The organism is Qipengyuania pacifica, from assembly GCF_019857205.1.
Taxonomy (GTDB): domain Bacteria; phylum Pseudomonadota; class Alphaproteobacteria; order Sphingomonadales; family Sphingomonadaceae; genus Qipengyuania; species Qipengyuania pacifica.
The window spans coordinates 70,981-88,006 of record NZ_JAHWXO010000004.1 but is presented as its reverse complement, the minus strand read 5'-3'; the positions used below and the strand labels follow the sequence as shown (position 1 = coordinate 88,006).

The 17,026-nt window shown below is 62.1% G+C and carries 14 protein-coding genes; 7 read left to right on the top strand and 7 right to left on the bottom strand.

Annotated features, from left to right (window positions below; translation table 11 throughout):
• Nucleotides 1–202: 202 nt before the first annotated feature.
• Genes KYK83_RS07745 through tsaD form a run of 3 tightly spaced genes read right to left on the bottom strand, consistent with a single transcriptional unit; the run spans nt 203 to nt 3,734 of the window.
• Complete coding sequence (locus tag KYK83_RS07745) at nt 203–1,705, bottom strand: lipopolysaccharide biosynthesis protein (protein ID WP_222827807.1); 1,503 nt, start codon at nt 1,703–1,705, stop codon at nt 203–205.
• A complete protein-coding gene (locus KYK83_RS07740; protein ID WP_222827806.1) occupies nt 1,702–2,709 on the bottom strand; it encodes an NAD(P)H-dependent glycerol-3-phosphate dehydrogenase in 1,008 nt (335 codons plus the stop codon). The genes KYK83_RS07745 and KYK83_RS07740 overlap by 4 nt, the downstream gene beginning before the upstream one ends.
• A complete protein-coding gene (gene tsaD, locus KYK83_RS07735) occupies nt 2,706–3,734 on the bottom strand; it encodes a tRNA (adenosine(37)-N6)-threonylcarbamoyltransferase complex transferase subunit TsaD (protein WP_222827805.1) in 1,029 nt (342 codons plus the stop codon). Before tsaD ends, KYK83_RS07740 begins: the two co-directional genes overlap by 4 nt.
• A gap of 45 nt (nt 3,735–3,779) precedes the next feature.
• Between tsaD and hemC the strand changes: the two genes are divergently transcribed.
• From hemC to KYK83_RS07720, 3 genes are read left to right on the top strand one after another with little or no spacing between them, the layout of a single operon-like run.
• Nucleotides 3,780–4,709, top strand: a complete 930-nt coding sequence (gene hemC / locus KYK83_RS07730; RefSeq protein WP_222827804.1) for a hydroxymethylbilane synthase — start codon at nt 3,780–3,782, stop codon at nt 4,707–4,709.
• Nucleotides 4,706–5,392, top strand: coding sequence for a uroporphyrinogen-III synthase (locus KYK83_RS07725; protein ID WP_222827803.1), 687 nt, complete (start codon nt 4,706–4,708; stop codon nt 5,390–5,392). The genes hemC and KYK83_RS07725 overlap by 4 nt, the downstream gene beginning before the upstream one ends.
• 52 nt (nt 5,393–5,444) lie before the next feature.
• Nucleotides 5,445–6,332, top strand: coding sequence for an MICOS complex subunit MIC60 (locus tag KYK83_RS07720; RefSeq protein WP_221598617.1), 888 nt, complete (start codon nt 5,445–5,447; stop codon nt 6,330–6,332).
• Here KYK83_RS07720 and KYK83_RS07715 read toward each other — a convergent pair.
• Nucleotides 6,329–7,543, bottom strand: coding sequence for an FAD-dependent monooxygenase (locus tag KYK83_RS07715; RefSeq protein WP_222827802.1), 1,215 nt, complete (start codon nt 7,541–7,543; stop codon nt 6,329–6,331). The genes KYK83_RS07720 and KYK83_RS07715 overlap by 4 nt on opposite strands.
• Nucleotides 7,544–7,568: 25 nt before the next feature.
• Between KYK83_RS07715 and KYK83_RS07710 the strand changes: the two genes are divergently transcribed.
• On the top strand, nt 7,569–9,674 hold the full coding sequence (locus tag KYK83_RS07710) for a protein-disulfide reductase DsbD family protein (protein WP_346729436.1): 2,106 nt from the start codon (nt 7,569–7,571) through the stop codon (nt 9,672–9,674).
• Here KYK83_RS07710 and KYK83_RS07705 read toward each other — a convergent pair.
• The 3 genes from KYK83_RS07705 to uvrB all read right to left on the bottom strand — a co-directional run bounded on the left by KYK83_RS07705 (nt 9,622) and on the right by uvrB (nt 14,037).
• On the bottom strand, nt 9,622–10,200 hold the full coding sequence (locus KYK83_RS07705; RefSeq protein WP_222827800.1) for a hypothetical protein: 579 nt from the start codon (nt 10,198–10,200) through the stop codon (nt 9,622–9,624). The two genes, KYK83_RS07710 and KYK83_RS07705, sit on opposite strands and share 53 nt — an antisense overlap.
• Before the next feature lie 54 nt (nt 10,201–10,254).
• Complete coding sequence (locus KYK83_RS07700; protein ID WP_430299084.1) at nt 10,255–11,772, bottom strand: S10 family peptidase; 1,518 nt, start codon at nt 11,770–11,772, stop codon at nt 10,255–10,257.
• A gap of 69 nt (nt 11,773–11,841) precedes the next feature.
• The gene (gene uvrB, locus KYK83_RS07695; RefSeq protein WP_222827799.1) at nt 11,842–14,037 is read right to left on the bottom strand and encodes an excinuclease ABC subunit UvrB; all 2,196 of its coding nucleotides are present in this window, start codon (nt 14,035–14,037) and stop codon (nt 11,842–11,844) included.
• Between the two features lie 97 nt (nt 14,038–14,134).
• On the opposite strand from uvrB, the gene KYK83_RS07690 reads away from it, so the two are divergent.
• The 3 genes from KYK83_RS07690 (at nt 14,135) to KYK83_RS07680 (ending at nt 17,011) form a co-directional block, all read left to right on the top strand.
• Entirely contained in the window at nt 14,135–14,680 is a 546-nt protein-coding gene (locus KYK83_RS07690) for a DUF3617 domain-containing protein (RefSeq protein ID WP_222827798.1), read from the top strand.
• Between the two features lie 55 nt (nt 14,681–14,735).
• Entirely contained in the window at nt 14,736–15,503 is a 768-nt protein-coding gene (locus KYK83_RS07685) for an esterase/lipase family protein (protein WP_221598613.1), read from the top strand.
• An 80-nt stretch (nt 15,504–15,583) separates the two neighbouring features.
• Nucleotides 15,584–17,011: a circularly permuted type 2 ATP-grasp protein gene (locus KYK83_RS07680; protein WP_196847939.1), complete on the top strand. Its 1,428-nt coding sequence runs from the start codon at nt 15,584–15,586 to the stop codon at nt 17,009–17,011.
• Nucleotides 17,012–17,026: the final 15 nt, after the last annotated feature.

The window sequence follows — 17,026 nt, the reverse complement described above, 5'->3', positions numbered from 1 at the left end:
CAGCGGTACGGGCGCCGGTTGTGACGATTTGTTCGCCACCTTGCTTTGACGCACAACCCGCGATGAGTGCGGCAGCAGCGCAAGCGGCGGCAAGATTGGCGAAACGCATATGATGTCCTCCCCAAGACAGTTGGCTTGATACAGAGTTACATCATCGAGGGGTTAATGCGGACTGAACGTTTCCTGTCAGCGACGAAAGCCGTCAATCCGCAGCCGCTTCTTCCTTATCCAGATTTCGCTTGAACAGGACACGATCTTCCGGCCCGAAGCCACGTCGCCAGATAATAAAACCGTAAACGCCGAGGATTGCAGGGATGCCGATGATCAGTTCGGCCCATTCGGGCAATCGCGTGGCGAGCCAACCAACAAGGACGGCGGGGGCTGCTGCCCATACCAGCGGCCAGCGGAAGGTGTTGATCCGCTGGCCGAGAATTTTCGACAGCAGCATGGCCTTGACCAGGCTGGCGGTGCCTAGAGCCAGCATGAGCGCAATTGCCGCAGCAGCTGCCTTGAAAGGTTCGCCGTAGCCGCCAGCAACCATGGCCTCGATTAGCACGACCGTCAGTATGGCCTGCAATGCAATAGTGGCGATCGAGATCCACAAATTGCGCACTCGGGCGACATAAACCAGTACCGCTTCCGAAACGACAGCGGTAGCAGCGACGACTTCTGCCGCGAGCAGGAATGCGAGGGCGCCCGTCCCGCCGACGAATTCCGGCCCGACCAACCCCATCACCGCTTCACCCGGGACACCCAGTGCGAGCGCGATACCTGCCTGCATCGCCACGATCCAAAAACCGACCTGGCAGATCTGGCTTGCGATGGCTTTGTAGTTCTTGGTCTTCAGGTTCTTGGTAATGACGGGGCCGAGGATCGGTTCGAAACTGGTCTTGAGCTTTTGCGGAAGGCTGGCGACCTGCTGTGCAATATAATAAACGCCCACTGCGGCAGGAGCCGCGAAGAGGCCAAGGATAAAGATGTCGACACGCCGAGTGCCCCATTCAATCGCATCGGCAGTTGCCAGTGGCAGAGCCCGCGCGGTCATCTTGCTCATATAAGTGGGGTGGGGGCGCCATTCTTTCGGGGGACCATAGCTGCGAAAGAAAGACCAGAGCCCGGTAGCCAAGCCCGCGTAGATCGAAGCCAGATATGCCATCGAAAGTCCGGATTCGCTCATCGACGGCACAAAATAGAACGCCCCTGCCATGATCGAGATGGTCCAGGGTTCGACCACGGCGCGTGCGCGAACTGTGGTAGCAATATCGTACTTGTACGCCTGCGCTGCCAGGACGATTTCCGTCAACGCGTAGCCGGGGATCGCAAGGACGATGAACCGATCGAGTTCGGTATATTCCCCACTGGGAAATAGGGGAGCAGGGACGAACCAGAAGAATACGGCAGCCAGCGACGCAAATAGGACTGCGAGCAGCATCCCATCGTAAACGAGGTTCGCCGGATGCACTCCCTCGCCATCGGAAAGACGCTGCGCAAGGCCCCGCTTTTCGCCCATCGCACAGATCAACGCGACCAGTTCGACCACGACCAGCGCCGACGCGAAGCGACCCAGGGCGTCCGGGCCGTAGAGGCGTCCCGCGATGAACAGGAACGGCAGACGCGCCACGAGGCGCAAAATGAAGCCGAAGAAATTCTGCCGCCCACCTTTTGCCAAGGCGGAGAGGTCTTCGTCCGGTTTTTCCGCTGTCACCCGGCAGGTCCCTGTTCTGCCCGTAGTGGCCGGGACAAGAGATCGGAAACTACTTCGCGCGGTGCCCCGCCCGTGAGCAAATTGTGCACCGCTTCGACAATGGGCATCGCAACGCCCCGCTGCTCGGCAAGTTCGACGAGCACGGGTGCGGTATGGGCACCTTCTGCAACGGTGCGGCGATCCGCCATTAGAGTATCGGCGATCTTACCTTCCCCCAGCGCCTTGCCGAGCGAGAAGTTGCGACTGGAAGTGGATGAGCAGGTCAATACGAGATCGCCCAAACCGCACAATCCCGCCAAGGTCTCGGCCCGAGCGCCGAGTGCTTCGCCAAAACGGAGCATTTCGGCATAGCCCCGAGCAATGAGGGCTGCGCGTGCATTCTGGCCAAGACCGAGTCCGTCGACTACGCCGCAGGCGATGGCGAGAACATTCTTTACAGAACCGCCAATTTCCGCACCGATAATGTCATCGGAGTAATAAGGTCGGAAAGTTGGCCGTGCGATCATCGCAGAAATACGGTCCCACTGTTTCTCTCCGCCGTCACAGGCGAGGGTTACCGCCGTCGGCAGTCCCGCTGCGACCTCATGTGCGAAGGTCGGTCCGGAAAGGACCGCGATGGCGCTGCCCTTGGCAACATCCTTTGCGACATGGTTCATGAGTCGCCCGCTGCCGGCTTCGATGCCTTTCGAACACAGTACGAGATCATGCGGGTGAGCAGGCATGGCAGCGAGCACACTGCCCATATGCTGGGCCGGCGTCACCACAAGCAGAGCATCGAGTTTGGCCATATCGACCAGATCGCCGGTTGCGTGGATAGTATCTGCCAAGGTGGCAGTCGGCAGATAAATCGAATTCGAGCGCGCCGAATTGATTTCGTCGACGAGTTCTCGCTCGCGCGCCCAAATGAGCACCTCCCGTCCATCGCTCGCCAGCATTTGGGCAAGTGCCGTGCCCCAAGCGCCCGCTCCGAGAACGCCGACGCGACCGTGATGCCCGCCACTCATGCCTTTACTCCTGCGCCGCGTACCGGCTCTGCTTCAGGATCGAGCGGCCAGCGGGGACGGGCGGAAATATCAAGGGGGTCCGACTGTCCGAGGCGTTCGATCCCTGCCCACGCGATCATTGCTGCGTTATCGGTACATAGTGCTGGCGGCGGGGCCGCGAAGCGCATGCCGTGATCGGCTGCCAGCTTTTCCAATGCGCCCCTAACGGTGGCGTTCGCGGCGACGCCCCCTGCTACAACGAGCGTATCCACGCTAGTCATGGATCGAAGCGCGATACGCAACCGATCGGTTACACAGTCCACGGCAGCCTGCTGGAAGCTGGCTGCTATGTCGGCCACTTCGTACCGGCCACTTTCGTGCGCGCGCAGGACCGCGCTCTTCAACCCGGCAAAGGAAAAGTGCGGTTCGCCGCTGCCGACCATCGGACGGGGGAGCGGAACGGCGCGGGGATTACCCTCCATCGCCTTGCGCTCGACCGCCGGACCGCCGGGAAATCCCAGCTTCAGGATTTTTGCCGTCTTGTCGAAAGCCTCGCCCAGCGCGTCATCGATGGTCGTGGCCAGCCGGCGATATTGGCCCACGCCTTCAACCCTGAGGATCTGGCAGTGGCCGCCGGATACGAGAAGCAGGGCATAAGGAAAGTCGATGCTTTCGTCGGCAAGGCGGGGACTCAAAGCATGGCCTTCCAGGTGGTTCACCGCGATGAGGGGAATGTCGGTGGCCATTGCCAGTGCCTTCGCGCTGACCAGGCCAACCATGACCCCCCCGATGAGGCCCGGCCCGGCGGTGGCGGCAATCGCATCGCAATCCGTCAGCGCAATATTGGCATCGGTGAGTACGCCGTCGATCATCGGAGCAAGCCGTTCGGCATGGGCGCGCGCGGCAATTTCCGGCACGACGCCGCCGAACGGCGCGTGTTCCGCATCCTGCGATGCGATGCGCTGCGCCACGATGCAACGATCGCTGTCGACGAGTGCGACTGCGGTTTCGTCGCACGAACTTTCTATGCCGAGAACCAGTGCCATCCCGCTTTCCCTTAGCGGCATGGCTCGCTAGGGCAAGCGGACCCTATGCCAGTCCAACCTATTCTCCGACTTGGAACCCGCCGCTCACCGCTTGCCATGGCGCAGGCGCACGAGGCGCGTGCAAGGCTGTGCGCAGCTCACGGCTGGGACGAATCGGCAGTCGAACTCGTCCCCGTCGTGGCGAGCGGCGACAAGGTGCAGGATCGTCCTCTGGCCGACATCGGTGGCAAGGCGCTCTGGACCCGCGAACTCGATCAATGGCTGGTGGAAGAGCGTATCGATGCCGCGGTCCATTCGATGAAAGATGTCGAAACTATTCGACCCGACGTCATCGCTATCGCAGCGATCCTGCCTCGGGCGGACAAAGCGGACCGATTGCTGGGGGCTGCCTCGATAGCCGAAATTCCGGCAGGCGCACGGGTCGGTACCAGTGCGCCACGCCGCGCGGCACAGCTGTTGCATATGCGCCCGGATGTGACTGTCGTCGGCATTCGCGGAAATGTGGCCACGCGTATGGCGAAATTGAAAGCGGGGGAGGCTGACGCAACATTTCTGGCAGCGGCCGGTCTCGATCGTCTCGGAGAAGACGATGTCGGCGTGCGGTTAGACCCACAGGTCTGGTTGCCTGCTCCGGCGCAGGCCGCGATCGGGATCGAATGCCGGCGTGGCGATGCGCGAATGGGCGAATTGCTGGCTGGTATCGATCACGCGGAAAGTCATGCGGAAATCGCTGCGGAACGCCGCCTGCTCGAGGGGCTTGGGGGATCGTGCAGCAGTCCGATCGCGGCGCTGTCGCGGATATCTGCGGGGCGGATCGAACTGAAAGCGGCAATCTTCAGTCCCGATGGCACTGTGCGTATTGCCGATGCCGCCGAATTCGAGGTGGGCGACGGTCAGGCCCCGCTCGAACTTGCGCGGACTTTGCTGAACAATGCGCCGCCCGAAGTTGCCGAACATTTCGGGGAAGCGACATGAAGACATTGTTCCTCTTTCGGCCGGAGCCAGGCTGGTCGGTCAGTTCGAAAACGGCGCTGGACATGGGCCTTGATGTATCGGGAGCGCCCTTGTTCACGGTCGAACCCGTTGATTGGGAAGTGTCGGATCCCGAACAGTTCGACGGCCTGCTGGTTGGCAGTGCCAATGTGTTCCGTCACGGCGGAAAGCAGATCGACCGGCTGACCAAATTGCCGGTCCACGCAGTGGGCGATGCAACCGCCGACGCTGCGCGAAGTGCGGGTTTTCTGATCGGCCGGACAGGGCGGGGCGGATTGCAATCCCTGCTGGACGAACTGGATGGCCGTGAACTCCATCTGCTGCGGCTTGCGGGCGAGGACCGCGTAACCTTGCGCCTGCCGGAAAAGATCAGGATAGAGACGAAGATCGTCTATCGAGCTGTCCCGCAGAGCATGACGGACGACGACATCGCGCGGCTGCGCACGGGCGGCGTTGTTGCGCTGCATTCCGGCGCCGCGGCCGAGCGACTGCAGGTTGAATTCGACCGCCATGACATGGACCGATCACAGGTCGATCTGGCAGTGATCGGGCCCCGTGTCGCGGAAATGGCTGGCGAGGGTTGGCGATCCGTCGAAATTGCAGACGCCCCCGGGGACAGCGAGCTACTGGCCTTGGCGCGAGCTTTGTGCCAGACCGACGAGTAATGGGCTGGAGGGTCCGCGTCAGCGGGACGAGTGGGTCGCAGAACGGAAGCACATGAACGATTACACCAGTACCCGGCGCAAGGGGCCTTCGGCGAAGCCCGTGCTTGTGGCCGTGCTTGCAAGTTTCCTGCTTGGCGGGGCCGTGGCAGGTTATGCCGTCTACTCCATGACGGACCGCACACCCGCCGCAACCGGTAACGCGCCATCCAAGCCGCAAACGCTGTCCAGTCCGGCTTCGTCTCCCGTACCGACCCCCAAGGCGACGGCAAGCCAGGCGGCGCGGGAGGCGGTACAGCGTGTTGCCGAACAGCAGGGCGGTATCGACAGCCGGCTGGCTGCAGCGGAGCAGCGGCTCGCGCGGCTGGACCTGCAGGCTCAGGCCGCGGCCGGCAACACGGCCCGCGCTGAAGGATTGCTGATCGCCTTCGCCACGCGCCGCGCTCTCGAAAAAGGGGCGGAGCTCGGTTACCTCTCCGACCAGTTGAGATTGCGCTTTGGCGATGCGATGCCCAATGCGGTAGACACGATCATCCGCACCAGCCGCAATCCGATCACGCTGGACCAGCTGATCGCGCGGCTTGAAGGACTTTCGCCGCGGCTTTCCGAAACCAACGGTCAGTTCGGCTTTGCGCGTCTGAGCGAGGAACTCTCGCAGCTATTCGTTGTGCGCCGGGAAAGCGCGCCGTCTCCGCAACCGCAACGTCGGCTTGATCGGGCGCGTTTGTTTCTCGAAAGCGGGCGGACGGATTCCGCTATTGCCGAGGTTCGCAATCTGCCCGGCGCCAGCAGCGCGGAAGGTTGGATCCGCGATGCGGAGCGCTATGCCGCTGTGCAGCGTGCGCTCGATCTTATCGAAACCGCTGCGGTGCTAGAACCTCGCCGGCTACGCGACGGGGCGGGGAACAGGATCGAACAGCCGAGCCCCGCTGACGAAAGCTAGGCTTTGAGCAGTTCGGGAAGCTTTCCCGAAATACCGCGGGCTTCGTCCATGAAGAAGCGCTTGAGCCAGCCCGAACGCTGAATTCCTGCCATGCCCAGACGGCGTATGGCGCTTGCCGATTTGCCGGGTACACCGAAAATCCGTGTCAGGCTGTCGGTCGCGCCCATGACCATCAAGGCATCCAGCGCCCGCCATTCTTCATATTTCTTGAGCACCTGTGCATCCCCAAGATCGAGACCGAGCCGGATCGCCTCGTCGAGCACTTCCACCAGCGCTCCGACGTCCCGGAGGCCCAGATTGAGGCCCTGACCCGCAATCGGGTGCATACCATGCGCGCTGTCGCCAATCAGCGCAAGGCGATGCTCTACGATCTTCGCTGTATGCTGGAAGCTGAGTGGATAGGACGACCGTCCGCTGTTAAGCGTCAGTTCGCCGAGCAGGTCGCCCATGCGTTTGTGGACTTCGGCCAGGAAGGCGCGATCGGACAGTTTCAATACACCCGCCGCATCCTTCTCGTCGACCGTCCACACCAGTGCACTGCGATGCTGGCCGTCCGGTCCATCGAGCATAGGCAGCAGAGCGAACGGACCATCAGGGTAGAATATCTCCCATGCCACGTTTTCATGAGGCTTGCTGTGGTCCAGGCCGGCAATCATGGCGCGGTGGCTGTAGTCCCAGCTCGCCATCTTGAACCCTGCCTCATCACGGCTGGGCGATCCCCGGCCTTCGGCACCAACCATCAAGGCTGCTTCGAGTACGCGGCCATTACCAAGGGTGGTCGATACGCCGAACTTGCCCCGCTCGCGTGAGACGATTTCAACCGGAGCATGCCATTCGATCAATGGTTCTTTCGCTGCCGCTTCGTGCAGGGCAAGGCGCAGCTGGCGGTTGGCGAACATCCGGCCCAGCGTGCCCTCGTGCGGTTCAGGCCTGAAGTCCAGCCGACCGGATTTCATCTGGTCCAGGACGGCGATGGCTGCGATGTCGCACCCATGCGGCTCAAGGACTTCGTGAAGCCCGAGATGACGAAAAAGACGCCAGCTGGCGGTGGAAATCGCGGATGCGCGACCGTCGAAACCTTCTGCGGTCAGGCTCGCCGGATCGGCCCGATCGACAAGATGGCTGGACAGCCCTTTTTTCGCAGCGGCCATCGCCAGTGTCATGCCCACCAGGCCGCCGCCCAGGATCAGCAGGTCTCGCTTGTCTGTCATAGGGTGTGTCCCTAGAGCGGCGGACGTGACCCACGCAAGGATTATGGAGCGGCTTGCCGCACTGGCGATGCTCGTTTTGCTGGCGCTCGCGCTGCCGGCCAGTGCGCAACAGGAAATTCGCGGGCCCGGCAGCGACCGGATGCCGGTGGAAATCGCGGCGGACGGTGCGCCGGTGCCCGGCGATACGTGGATGGTCGCGCTACATTTTTTCCCATCGACGCCTGAATGGCACGGCTACTGGTCAAACCCCGGCGATGCCGGCCTCGGTATGCAGCTCGACTGGCAGCTGCCGGACGGATGGGAGGCGGGTGATGCGCTGTATCCTTTACCGCATCGGTTGGTAATCGGCGGCCTTATGAACCACGTGTACGAGGGCGAATACGCCGTGCTGGTACCGGTTTCGGTGCCGTTGGGCGCTGACGTGGGCAAGTCCGGTCCGATCGAAGTTACGGCGAGCTATCTCGCCTGCACGGATACTATTTGCGTCCCCCAGCAGGCGAGGCTCTCACTGGATCCCTCGAGCATTTCGGCTGATCCGCGCTTTGCCGGTTGGCAATCCGCCATCGTGCCGCAACTCGATAGCCCTGCGCATTTCGAATTCACGGCGACGCATCTGCGTGTTGGAATTCCCATTCCGTCCGAAACGGCGCTCGGCGATCTGCATGTTTTTCTCGGCACGGGCGAACTGGGCGAGGGCGACAGGCCCATTTACACCGCGACGCAAACTTTCATCAGCGAAGGCAATCTACTGGTTGCAGAAATTCCGATCGAGCGCCTGGCGCCGACAAGCAGTGCCAACCCGGGTGCCGATCCAAGACCCGCAACGATCGGCGGCATACTCGATCTGGGCGAGGGGCGCGGAGTGCGCTTCACTGCGCAGCCGGGGGACGTGCCGCTCGAAGGGGCAAAGCCGATCCGTGGCGGTGATGCGGAACCGGTGCTTTGGCAATTGCTTCTCGCTGCATTGGCAGGCGGTCTGTTGCTGAACGTCATGCCCTGCGTCTTTCCAATTCTCAGCCTCAAGGCGCTGGCACTGGCCAAGGCCGGTGGCGAAGAACGCGGGGCGCGGCGCGATGCTCTTGCGTATACAGCCGGCGTAGTGATCGCCTGTGCTGGGTTGGGGGCTGCAATCCTGTTACTGCGTTCGGCGGGTGAACAGGTGGGCTGGGCATTCCAGTTGCAGCAGCCAGTCGTCGTGGTCGGCCTGTTCTTGCTGTCGCTGGCGATCACCGCCAATTTCGCCGGATTGTTCGAAGTGCCGGGAGTAGCGATTTCGGGCGGAGCGCCGTCCCGCGGCGGCTCGTTCTCGACCGGCCTGCTGGCCGCTTTCGTCGCGACACCCTGTACGGGACCATTCATGGCCGTGGCGCTTGGTACTGCGCTCGTTATTCAACCGATCTATGGTTTGCTGGTCTTTGTCGCACTTGGCGTCGGTTTGGCGCTACCGTTTCTGCTGATCGGCTTCGTTCCCGCTATCCGTCGTCGTTTGCCGAAACCGGGAAGCTGGATGGAAACCTTCCGTCGCTGGATGGCCTTGCCCATGGGCCTCACGGCAATCGCCTTGGCATGGCTGGTGTGGCGGATCGGAGGGGCGGGCTATCTGGCGCTCGTGGCGCTTCTGGCCGTGCTTGCGCTTGTCGGTCTGGCGGTGATCGGCCGTTTTCAACGAAGCGGTCGCGGCAGCGTACGAATAGCGATGGTGGCCCTGCTTTCCGTAATGGCTTTGGGCATAGTGGTATTGCCGAAGCCCGAAGCGCAGGCGGCGTCTGAGGCAAGCTTGCTTGATCCGGTCGAGTATAGCGAAGCGGCGCTGACCGAGGCGCGAACGGCGGGCAAGCCCGTGTTCGTATGGTTTACCGCCGACTGGTGCGTCACCTGCAAAGTCAATGAGGGTGTAGCAATCGAACGCGAGGCTACTCGAGCTGCTTTCGAGCAGGCCGGGGTCGTTGCCATGCGCGGAGATTGGACTCAGCCCGATGAGGAAATCAGCCGGATGCTGAACGAGCAGGGAGCCGCCGGCGTGCCGCTTTATCTTTGGTACGAACCCGGCGGCGATGCCGAGCAGTTGCCGCAGGTGCTTACGCCGGATCTTCTGGTGAAGAAGGCGCAGGCATCGGCTGCTCCGCAGTAAGCGGTTCGGCAAGATTGCGACAGCGTTCGACCAATTCGCCGGGCAACGCACTCGCATTGAGAATGACGCTTCCCGCGCCGGGCACCGTCGCTTCTACCTCGCGCCGTCCGGTCAACGCGTCGAGCCGCCGGTCGTCCGCTTCTATGGCGCCTTCCCAGCGCCATATATCGCCGATCTGCACAGCATCGATATTGAGCCGTGAAACGTGGCCATTGCCGATCAGGGCAAGGATCGCCTTGGCATGGGCATCCGCGCGGGCGAAGCGCGTATAGCCGAGCATGGGCTCGCTGCCGTCGCTGAGGCACTCGATCGCGAACAGGGGATGTTCGCCGGGATTGCCGTAGAGCAGACGCGCGCCTTCTTCGGCCGGTGCCCAGATCGCGTCGTCCGTGTCGGGGGAATCGATCGGTTCCGACGGGCCCTCGGCGGGTTCGTCGATCCTCGCACGCTCGATATAGTCGTCCGAAGCCGGCGGTTTGCAAGCGGCCAGAAGCGCGAGCGGAAGGAGGGCGAGTGTGCGACGCATTTTCGGCCTATGACACAGGCGTGACGGCGTTCAAGCTGCCAGCCGAAGCTATCCTCAGCGTCCGCTGCGGATGAAGGCGCGAATATCGCTCGACAGCTTGGCCCGATCCTCGTCGCGCACATACATCATGTGGCCGGCATCGTAATAATGGAACTCCACCCGGTCCTGCGGAATGCCGGTCCGGTTCAAAGAGTATTCCGCACCGAAAAAGGGCGTGGCGAAATCGTAGTATCCTTGCGCGACGAATGTCCTGAGGCCGGAGTTCTGTCGCATGGCCTGCCCGATGAAGGGGGCGACGTTGAGATAGGCGCCGCGTCCCTGATTGAGCGTCCACTGCCAGTTGCGGCCCGGTTCTCGACCGATGGACTGGTATTCGCGATCGGTTTCGAAACCCAATGTGTCGCGTGCCCAGCTGTTGATTGCCGCGGTATAGCCTGCATCGATGCCGTAGAAGCTGGGATCGTCGTCCGGGTACTCGCCCGCATTGTCATAATCCTGGCCGGTATAGCGAGAATCGAGCCGCCCGATTGTGAGGCCCCGGTCGCGCAGCAGTTCCTTGTAGAAACGCTGGTCCGTCACGCGCAGGTCGGCATTGTCCAGATATTGCTCGGACAGGCCGGTCAGGCGCGACAGTTCGGCCCGGACGGAAGCCCGTTCCGCATCGGGAAGATCCTGTCCCTTGAGGAGCGCGGTCGCGAACGGCCCGATCGCGAACTGGCGCGCTTCCTCCACGATCGCTTCGACCGAGGGGGCCTGGACCTTGCCATGATAATAGGCCGCCGCTGCCATGTTGGGCAGGGTGACCACATAGGCCATCTCATTGCCCGGTGTGGGCTCGCGTCCGGCGAAATCGAGGATCGTCGAGATCAGGATCAGCCCGTTGAGCCCGACATCGTTGTACGTCGCGCCTTCCAGTTCGCGGGCTACCATCGCGGTGCGTGTGGTGCCGTAGCTTTCGCCGCCGAGATACTTCGGGCTGTTCCAGCGGCCGTTGTTGTTGAGCCACAGGCGTATGACCTTGGCGACCGCCTCTGCGTCGGGTTCCAGCCCGTAATACTTCTTCGGATCGGTGCCGTCGGTCAGATAGCTGAAGCCGGTCCCGGGGGGATCGATGAAGACGAGATCGGCGACGTCGAGCAGACTGTCGGGGTTGTCGAGCAGCGGGTAGGGCGGCGCGCCATCGTCGCGCGCGTCGGAGGGGATCGCGACGCGTTTGGGGCCAAAGGCACCCATTTGCAGCCATACCGAGCCCGAGCCTGGGCCGCCGTTGAAGAGGAAGAAGACGGGGCGCGCGGTGTCGCGGGGCTGCTTCACGTAGCTGGTGGTGACGATGACCGCTTCCGGCTTGCCGTCGTCGGCCTTGAGCACGGTCTCGGCGATGGTGGCCGTGTAGGAAACGCGCTGCCCGCCGAACGTGCCCGTCATGTCGCGGGTGCGGACCTGCGGTTCGATTGTGAGGGGCTGTTCGGCAGCCGCCGCGGCGTCGGTGCTGTCCTGTGCAGCGACGGCCTGCGGCGCCAGCGTCAGGGCGGTGGCGGCGCACAGGCCGGCGAGAATACGGTTCTTTGTCACGGTGTTCGGTCCCCCTTGTCGGACAGTCTATGAGGGGGGAGGCGAAGCCGCGTCAAATACGTCCGTCGATCAGGGTTTGCCGCCCATCCGTTTATAGCGGGTCTTTCCGTAGCGCGTCTTGCGGGTTCCCGGACGCCCGGCATCGCTGCGACCGACGCGCGGAGCTTTCTTTTCCTCGTCTCCGAGGCCGAGCTCGTCATTCTCGAGGCGGCGGATTTCGTCGCGCAGGCGCCCGGCTTCTTCGAATTCGAGATCGGCAGCAGCCGTACGCATGCGCTTTTCGAGATCTTCGATATAGGCCCGCAGATTGTGGCCGACGAGATTGTTGCGCTCGTCATCGCCCGTATCGACGGTGACGCCGTCCTGTGCGGCGGTATGGGCGACGATATCGGCGATCTGGCGCTTGATCGTCTGCGGCGTGATGCCGTGTTCTTCGTTGTATTCGCGCTGCTTTTCCCGGCGCCGGTCGGTTTCGGCCATCGCCCGTTCCATGCTGCCGGTGATGCGATCGGCGTAAAGGATGACGCGGCCTTCCACGTTTCGCGCGGCACGGCCGATGGTCTGGATGAGGCTGGTTTCGCTGCGCAGGAAGCCTTCCTTATCGGCATCGAGAATACAGACGAGGCCGCATTCGGGAATGTCGAGACCTTCGCGCAAAAGGTTGATGCCAACGAGCACATCGTAGACGCCGAGACGCAGGTCGCGGATCAGTTCGATACGCTCCAGCGTTTCGACATCGGAGTGCATGTAGCGCACGCGAACGCCCGCTTCGTGCATGAATTCGGTCAGATCTTCCGCCATGCGCTTGGTCAGCGTGGTGACAAGCGTGCGATAGCCCTTGGCGGCCGTCGCCTTGCATTCTTCGATGCAGTCCTGAACCTGATCTTCGACCGGCTTGATTTCGACCGGAGGGTCGATCAGGCCGGTGGGGCGGATGACCTGTTCGGCAAAAACGCCGCCGGTCTGTTCCATTTCCCACGTGCCCGGCGTGGCGCTGACCGCGAAGGTCTGCGGGCGCATGGCGTCCCATTCGTTGAACCTCAGCGGGCGGTTGTCGATGCACGACGGCAGCCGGAAACCGTATTCGGCCAAGGTGATCTTCCGGCGATGGTCCCCGCGCGCCATCGCGCCGATCTGCGGCACGGTCTGGTGACTTTCGTCGACGAACAGCAGCGCATTTTCAGGCAGATATTCGAACAGGGTCGGCGGCGGTTCGCCGGGCAGGCGGCCGGTGAGGAAGCGGCTGTAATTCTCGATCCCGGCGCAACTGCCCGTTGCCGCGATCATTTCGAGATCGAAATTGGTCCGCTGTTCCAGACGTTGAGCTTCGAGCAGCCGGCCTTCTTCGTGCAGTTCCTTCAGCCGTTCCTGCAATTCGAACTTGATGGCTTCGGCGGCCTGTTTCATCGTCGGCCCCGGCGTGACGTAGTGCGAGTTCGCATAGACCCGCACCTTGTCGAGGCTGGCGCCCTTCTTGCCGGTCAGCGGGTCGAATTCGCTGATCTCCTCGATCTCGTCGCCAAAGAAGCTGACGCGCCAGGCCATGTCTTCATAGTGGGACGGGAAGATTTCGAGATTGTCGCCGCGGACGCGGAAATTGCCGCGTGCGAAAGCCGCATCGTTGCGCTTGTACTGCAAAGCCACGAGCTTGCGGATGAGCTCGCGCTGGTCGACCTGTGTATCCTTCTTGATGTCGAAGATCATCGCGGAATAGGTTTCGACCGAACCGATACCATAGAGGCAGGATACGGAGGCGACGATGATCACGTCGTCTCGTTCAAGCAGGGCGCGCGTGGCCGAGTGGCGCATCCGATCGATCGCCTCGTTTACCGAGCTTTCCTTCTCGATGTAGGTGTCGGACCGCGGGACATAGGCTTCGGGCTGGTAATAGTCGTAATAGGATACGAAATATTCGACCGCGTTTTCGGGGAAGAAGCTCTTGAATTCGCCGTAGAGCTGCGCAGCCAGAATCTTGTTCGGCGCAAGGATCAGCGCGGGGCGCTGCAATTCCTCGATCACCTTGGCCATGGTGAATGTCTTGCCCGATCCGGTAACGCCGAGGAGCACCTGCGTCTGTTCGCCATCCTTGGCGGCGCCCGTCAGTTCGGCAATCGCAGTGGGCTGATCGCCGGCGGGCGTATATTCGCTGACAAGCTTGAACTTCTTGCCGCCCATCGACTTTTCCGGGCGGGCAGGTTTGTGAGGGACGAATTCGCCGGTTGTGTCGGGTTCTTCGAGGCCGCGGCGGATGACGAGTTCACTCATATGCGCACATATGGGGAACATGGGGGCAAGGCGCAACGGTGCTTGCCAAGGGCGATCCGACTGCTAGCTTTCGGGCACCAATTCGGGAGAATATTCGATGCGCCGTTTCGTGATTGCCGCTGCCGCCTGCCTGACTCTCGCCGCCTGTGGAGGCAGCAATGCGGACGCCGATGGCGATGGCGAGATCAGTATGGAAGAGGCAGCCGCAAGGTCGGCCGACATGGTCCGACCGCAGCCGGGCAAGTATCGCGCCACGGTAGAATTCGTCGACGTATCCATGCCAGGAGCGCCCCAGCAGGTACAGGACATGATGCGCAGCATGTTCGACAAGGAAGCGCAATCGCACGAATACTGCCTGACCAAGGAAGAAGCGGACAAGGGCTTCGAGGAAATGGCCCGGCAGGCGCAGGACAGCAATTCGGATTGCACATTCGAGAAATTCGATGTCGATGGCGGCAGCATCGATGCGGTCATGAACTGCAAGGCGGAAGGGCAGGGCACGGCCCGCATGGTCATGACGGGAACCGGCACCGAAACATCGTCGGAAATGAACATGACCATGAACGGCGAAGGGCCGGACGGTCAGACCATGACCATGACGATGAAAAGTTCGCAGCAGCGCCTAGGTGATTGCGACGCTTGAATGACGAATTGAAATTCGGGAGCCATTAATCGGCTTCGCGCATTATTACGCGGTGATGGCAACGTTACCGTTCAAAGACACCGTGATCACGCACCGCGAGGAAATCGCGCGACGTTGGGCGCTGGCCGCCGAGCCATGCCCCGACGACGCGTGCGGACCGCGCTGGCAGCTGATGCTGCGGGAATTCCTGTGGCCGATCGAACCGTTGCGCCGTCTGGTAGGTCCGCCGCTGGAGATTCCCGCGGCCCAAACTCCGAAGACCGTGATGTTGCTGCCCGGGTTTGGCGCCCATCCCATCCGTATGCGGTGGATGGCGCGCAAGCTGGAAAAGGCCGGGCACATTACCAAGAAATGGGGGTTGGGCTATAATTTCGGCGCCACCCAGGCGCGGTTCCAGATGGTCGAACGCCGCCTGGTCGATATCTATCGCCGGACCGGCACGCCCATCTATCTGGTCGGATGGAGCCTGGGCGGCGTCATGGCGCGCGAACTGGCAAAGGCCCATCCTGACAAGGTCGCCAAGGTCGTCACGATGGGATCGCCGTTTTCAGGCAGCCCGCGAGCGAACAATGGCTGGCGTGCCTATCAGGCAATTGCCGGCCACCGGGTCGATGAACCCGAGATCGATACCGTCGTACATGAGAAACCCCCCGTCGAAACGGTTGCTTTCTGGAGCCCGTGCGATGGTATCGTCGATCCGCGCGCTGCCTGCGGCAAGCCGGGAGAGCGTGACCGTGCACGCGCGTTGCGTTGTTCGCACATGGGCTTCGTGCTGACAAATGAAGCGGTCGAAGCGGTGCTGGGGGAACTGGATAGGGATTAGATACTTGTTCCCTTGAAGGGGGGCTTCCTGCCCTCGCGTCGTCTTGTCCAAGGACGACATCACATCCAGTTCGGGGACCCATGACCGGCAGCGCCGATTATTTCGACGAAATGCGCAAGCCGGATGGCGGCGTGAGAGATGCCTACGCAGGCTATTGCCAATGGTTTGACGGACAGGACAATGCCTTGCTTCGGCGCAAACATGCCGAAGCCGAGACCAATTTCCGCAAGACTGGCATCACGTTCAATGTGTACGGCGAGAATGAAGCCGAAGAGCGGCTGATCCCGTTCGACATGGTGCCGCGCGTCATCAGCGCGGCCGAGTGGCGCAAGCTCACCCGCGGGATCGAACAGCGCGTATCGGCGCTCAACGCATTCATGCACGATCTCTATCATCGGCAGGAGATCATCCGGGCGGGCCGCATACCCGAACGACTGTTCAGCAATAATGCCGCATGGCTGCCGCACATGGTCGGCTTCACGCCCCCCGGCGGGATTTACACCCATATCGTCGGTATCGATCTGGTGCGCACCGGGCCCGATGAATTCTATGTGCTGGAGGACAACGCCCGCACGCCGTCCGGTGTCAGCTACATGCTGGAAAACCGCGAGACGATGATGGCCATGTTCCCCGAGCTGTTCATGCGCGTCCCGGTGGAGCAGGTATCGGACTATCCACGCCGCCTGGCCAAGAGCCTTGCGGCCTGTGCCCCCGATTGCACGCGCGGCAAACCGGTTGTCGCGGTGCTGACGCCGGGCATCTACAATTCCGCCTATTTCGAGCACGCGTTTCTGGCCGACCAGATGGGTGCCGAACTGGTCGAAGGTAGCGACCTGCGGGTAGTCGATGGTCGAGTGGCGATGCGTACCACCCACGGTTACCAGCCCGTCGATGTGATTTACCGGCGGGTAGACGACGAATTCCTCGATCCGCTGAGCTTCAACGAGGACAGCGTGCTGGGCGTGCCGGGCATCATGGATGTCTATCGGAGCGGCGGCGTGACCATCGCCAATGCGCCGGGGACGGGCGTTGCCGACGACAAGGCGATCTATTCCTTCATGCCCGAGATCGTCGAGTTCTATACCGGCGAAAAGCCGTTGCTGCCCAATGTCGAAACCCATCGCTGCGCAGATGAGGAATCCTGCAAATACGTGCTCGACAATCTGGCCGAGCTGGTGGTGAAGGAAGTGCACGGTTCCGGCGGGTACGGAATGCTGATCGGTCCGACCGCGACCAAGAAGGAAATCGAGGAATTCCGGCGCAAGATCGTCGACAAGCCGTGGAATTACATTGCCCAGCCGACGCTGGCGCTTTCGACCTGCCCGATCTTTACGAAGAAGGGGCTGGTGCCGCGCCACGTCGATCTGCGGCCGTTCGTGCTGGTTTCACCGGACAAGATCGACATTACGCCCGGTGGGCTCACGCGTGTCGCGCTTAAGGAAGGCTCGCTCGTCGTGAATTCAAGCCAGGGCGGGGGCACCAAGGATACTTGGGTGCTGAAAGACTGATGCGCGGGAATTCAT